The organism is Lujinxingia vulgaris, from assembly GCF_007997005.1.
Taxonomy (GTDB): Bacteria; Myxococcota_A; Bradymonadia; order Bradymonadales; family Bradymonadaceae; genus Lujinxingia.
Window position 1 is genome coordinate 1 of record NZ_VOSL01000098.1, and the last position, 4,733, is coordinate 4,733.

The window sequence follows — 4,733 nt, forward strand, 5'->3', positions numbered from 1 at the left end:
TTGCTCGCCGCGCCGGCCGGCTCCCCGAGGCGCGCCAGGCGCTGCGTAGCGCCATCGCCCAGCACCGCGCGCTGGGCGCCACCGGCGGGCAGGAGCGCCTCGAAGCGCTCCTGCTCGCCTTAAGCGAGTGAGCCTGCCGCGGGCGAACACTCAGGCCACATCGCGCATCTCAAACTCCCGCAGGATCTTCTCGGCCTTGGCGTCGCTCACCCGGTTGATCAAACGCTGCGCCTCGTGGTTATCGCGAATGGTTTTGGAGAGGGTGAACGCCGAGCCCAGGGTAAAGAGCACGCCCATCAACAAAAAGCCCTTCATCCACAGGTCGACCGGCAGGTAGGCGATGCCGGTGACGGTGATCGTCGAGGCCAGCAGAAAGGACGCCCAGACCTGAAAGATCCACGCGTTGGTGTCTTTTTGAATCGTCGGATGTTCCATGGTGTGCTCCTCGCGCATCGCTAAAATCCGTCGCTGTGTGGGGGCGAAGCCGCATGCGTTCGCCACGTATCCCCACCCTATCGCACACCTCGTGCCAGGTTTTTCAATCAGGGCGGCAAATGATGTTAAGTGCTTGATTTATAAGGTGTTTTTGATTTGTGGGTGTGTTCGGGTTACGCGTGCAGCTGTCGCGCTTTTGTCGGGGCGGCATCAGGTGGTATACATAAAATGAACAAAATGTGTTCATTTTATGTAGGAGCCGAAGATGTTGAGTTCGGACGCCCGTGCCTTCTTCCGCGAGGTCGCTGCCGCGGCCTTCGCCAACCCCTTCTCCGAAGAGCGGGCTCGGCGCGACCGGCGCCTTGCTGCGACCCTTCAAACGCCCCGCGACCCCGCTCAGGAGGCGACCTCGTCATCGTCGGCTGACTCCGCCAACCCGGAGCTCGACGCCGCGCTGAGCGCGGTGCGCGCTGAGCTCGACCGCCTCTGGCCCCTCGATCTCAACACCCTTGAGGGCGAAGACCGCCACCTGGTCGAGGTGGCCCTGCTTTTTGATACCTTTCACGTCTTCGTGCCCGAGTTCGACGCGCTGGTCACCCGCCAGCTGGAGGCCGGCAGCCGCCCCGTCAAGGCCACCTTCGGCCTCGACGTGGTGCGCCGGCTGGTGGAGCGGGGCATGAGCCCGGAGCGGGCCGCGCGTTTTGTGGGCATCTTTTATCAGATGCGCCGCGCCTTCTTCATGGCGCGGGAGCGCCTCAAGGGGCAGTCCCCCTCGATGCAGAGGCTGCGCGCGCGCTTGTGGCAGGCGATCTTCACCGACGACCTGGCCCGCTACGAGGCGCGGCTCTGGGATCGGATGGAGGATTTTTCGATCTTTCTCATTGGCCCCACCGGCAGCGGCAAGGGCGCAGCGGCCTCGGTGCTGGGTGCGTCGAGCTGGATCCCCTTTGACGATCAGGCCGGGCGCTTCGCCTTGAGTTTTAGCGACCTCTTCGTGCCCTTAAACCTCTCGCAGTTTCCCGAGACGCTGATCGAGTCGGAGCTTTTTGGCCATAAAAAGGGCGCGTTCACCGGCGCGATCGAGGCCCACGAGGGGGTGTTCGGGCGCTGCCCGCGCCACGGGGTGATCTTTCTCGATGAGATTGGCGAGACGAGCCTCCCCACCCAGATCAAACTTCTGCGCGTGCTGCAGGAGCGGGTCTTTGTGCCGGTGGGCGGCCACGAGGAGCAGCGCTTTGAGGGGCGAGTGGTCGCCGCGACCAACCGTGACATCGGGCAAGCGCGCGAGGAGGGGCGGTTTCGTGACGACTTCTATTACCGCCTCTGCTCCGACGTGATCGAGGTGCCCTCGCTGGCCGAGCGCCTGCGCGAGGAGCCCGCTGAGCTCAAGGAGCTCGTGGCGCATAGCGTGGAGCGCATCCTCGGCCAGCCCGATGAGGGGCTCTTTCGTGAGGTGGTCGCCTCGCTGGGCGCGAGCCTGCCTGAGGGCTACGCCTGGCCGGGCAACGTGCGGGAGCTGGAGCAGGCGGTGCGCCGCACCCTGCTGGGCGCGCCCTACCGGGGCGATCTTCGCCAGGACCGCCCGCAGTCGCTCGACACCCCGGAGCTCAGCCTGGTCGCCGCTGAGCTGGGCGCGCGCATCGACGCCGGCGCGTTGACGATGCGCGAGCTGCAACAGGCCTACTGCCGGCTGCTTTATGCGCGCAGCGGCACCTACGAAGAGGTGGCGCGCCAGGCCGATATCGACCGCCGCACAGCCCGTCGCTACATTGAAGACGAGCTTTAAAACATCGCGACTTCGCGTCACCTCAAAGGAGGTTCTTATTATGAGCATGTTCAAACCCGAATCCTACCCTTCGCTCTCGCCCTACCTGATCGTCGCCGACGCCCGGGAGGTGGGCCGTTTTCTGGAGACCGTCTTCGACGCCACCATCCTGCGCGAACACACCCGAGAGGATGGCTCGGTGATGCATGTGGAGTACCGCATCGACGATAGCGTGGTGATGATGGGGGAGGCGCAGGGAGACTGGGCGTCTCAGCCGACACACCTGCATGTGTATGTGCCCGACGCGATGGCGGTCTACGAGCGGGCGCTGGCCTCGGGCGCCGAGGGCGTGCAGCCCCCCGAGAAGAAGCCCGACGGCGACATGCGTGGCGGCTTCAAAGGCCCCGGGGGCAACACCTGGTGGGTGGCCACCGAGCAGCGCTGAGCGATGCGGGGGCATGGCATTGCGATCGTTGCCCCGGGGTAACTTGAACGCGGGTGTGCGTTGTAAGTGCTTGATCGCACAGCGTATTTTGTCGGGCAGGGGTTGCGGGCTCGGGGGAGGAGTGCGACACATGCGCCGGCCGGCGCGATGCTGTATAAGCCTGCCAGTCCCACCCCCGGCGCCTGAGACGCCGGGCGTTTTGCCCCTTCACCGCCTCCCCACCCGCTGAGATGACGATGGCCGCCACCCACTCCTTTTTTGCCACCTGCCCCAAACACCTGGAGCTGCTCCTCGAAGAGGAGCTCAAAGGGCTTGGCGCCCGAAAGGTGCGCCAGACCGTCAGCGGTGTGTTCTTTGAGGGGCCGATCGAGGTGGGCTACCGCGCGGTGATGTGGAGCCGGCTGGCCAACACGGTGCTCCTGCAACTCAAGAGCTTTCGCGCCCCCAGCCCCGAGGCGCTCTATGAGGGCGTGCGCACCATCGCCTGGGATGAGCACCTCTCGGTCGACGGCACGCTGGCGGTGAACTTCACCTCGCGAAACTCCGAGATCACCCACACCAAATTCGGGGCGCTCAAGGTCAAAGACGCCGTCGTCGACCAGTTTCGCGACAGCTTCGGGCGCCGACCCTCGGTCGATCTTCGCCAGCCCGACGTGAAGATTAACTGCCACATCGACCGCGATGAGGCGACGATCAGCATTGATCTGGCCGGCGAGAGCCTGCATAAGCGCTCCTACCGGGCGGACTCGGGCACGGCGCCGCTCAAAGAGAACGTGGCCGCCGCCGTCTTGATCCGCGCCGGCTGGCCGGAACTCGCAAAAGAGGGCGCGCCCCTTTTTGATCCGATGTGCGGCTCGGGCACCCTGCTGATCGAGGGCGCGCTGATGGCCGCCGACTGCGCCCCGGGTCTTGTGCGCGACAGCTTCGGCTTCGACAGCTGGCTGCAACACGATGAGCTCGTCTGGGCCAAAATCCTGGCCGAGGCGCAGGAGCGCTATGAGGTCGGTCGCCCCAGACTCGGCACCTACGTGGGCACCGACATCGACGGCTCTATCCTGCGCACCGCCCGCGCCAACACCGAGAAAGCCGGGCTCGACGCCATCATCCGCTACTCTCGCCGCCCGGTCACCGAGATCACCCCGCCGATGCTCGCCACGCGCCCCGGCCTGGTGGTCACCAACGCGCCTTATGGCGAGCGTCTGGGCGCCGATGGCCAGGCCGAGCAGACCCACCGCGAGCTTGGCGAGTCGCTCAAGGGCCGTTTTGGCGGCTGGCAGGCCTCGGTGCTCACGGGGTCGAAGGAGCTGGGCTTTAAACTCGGTGTGCGCGCCGATAAGGTGTATTCGATCTACAACGGCGCGCTCGAGTGCGTGCTGCTGAATTTCTCGTTGCGGGAGCGTCGCTGAGCGAAGTTCGCCAGCGTGTGTCGATTGTGGTTTTGTCGGAAAGTGCTTATCTCTCAACGGGTTAGGTTGAGTTCTCGGGAGGCGGTATGCGGAGCAACGCGCAGGTAAAAAAGGTGGCAGTGGGACTTGTCGCAGCGGGCGCGCTGGGGCTCTCGACAGTGAGCATCGCCTGGGCTTGCTCCATCGGTTTGAACCAGGAGCCGATGGTGTTTCTGGAGGAAGAGCCCACCGAGCCCGTCGATCTGCCGCCGGCGGTGACGCTGCAAGTAGAAAGCATCAAGCGCTCTGAGACCCCGCGGCGCGAGGGCTGCAGCGAGGTGGCCACAAGCTGCGACGACACCGCCTTTCTGACGCTCTCGGTCGAAGGCTATGATCGGGATGCCGGCGGGCTTCGCTTTGCGATCGAGGGCGAACACCCCGGCTCGCTTTTGCTTCCCGAGTTTCCGCTCGTGCTCACCGGTGAGGAAGATGAGGTCACCTTTATCTGGAGTGACCTCGATACGATGTACGAGCCGATTGACGCCGAGATCACCGCCACCTGGGTCGACGCATGGGGCCGAGATGGCGAGACGAGCGCGCCGGTGCAGGTGCGCAACGAAGGCGCCGAAGGCGGCGGCTGCGCGGTGGCCGGTGGCGCCGGCTCCACCGGCGCGCTGGTGCTGGCCGCGGCGATGAGCCTGAT

At 65.3% G+C, this 4,733-nt stretch carries 5 protein-coding genes; 4 read left to right on the plus strand and 1 reads right to left on the minus strand.

All coding sequences use genetic code 11. The annotated features are described in order from the left end of the window. Positions 1-150: 150 nt before the first annotated feature. Positions 151-435 carry a YiaA/YiaB family inner membrane protein gene (locus FRC96_RS16125; RefSeq protein WP_146975932.1) on the minus strand — a complete coding sequence of 95 codons (285 nt, stop codon included), beginning with the start codon at positions 433-435 and terminating at the stop codon, positions 151-153. Positions 436-700: 265 nt separating this feature from the next. On the opposite strand from FRC96_RS16125, the gene FRC96_RS16130 reads away from it, so the two are divergent. The 4 genes from FRC96_RS16130 to FRC96_RS16145 all read left to right on the plus strand — a co-directional run. Continuing rightward, positions 701-2,221 (plus strand): sigma-54-dependent transcriptional regulator, encoded by a 1,521-nt coding sequence (locus tag FRC96_RS16130; protein WP_146975933.1) that lies wholly within the window; start codon positions 701-703, stop codon positions 2,219-2,221. A gap of 40 nt (positions 2,222-2,261) precedes the next feature. Then, positions 2,262-2,645: a VOC family protein gene (locus FRC96_RS16135; protein ID WP_146975935.1), complete on the plus strand. Its 384-nt coding sequence runs from the start codon at positions 2,262-2,264 to the stop codon at positions 2,643-2,645. 236 nt (positions 2,646-2,881) lie between these two features. Further along, positions 2,882-4,051, plus strand: coding sequence for a THUMP domain-containing protein (locus FRC96_RS16140; RefSeq protein WP_230470336.1), 1,170 nt, complete (start codon positions 2,882-2,884; stop codon positions 4,049-4,051). A 113-nt stretch (positions 4,052-4,164) separates the two neighbouring features. After that, positions 4,165-4,733, plus strand: a 569-nt coding sequence (locus FRC96_RS16145) for a hypothetical protein (RefSeq protein WP_146975939.1), incomplete at its 3' end; no start/stop codon positions are given.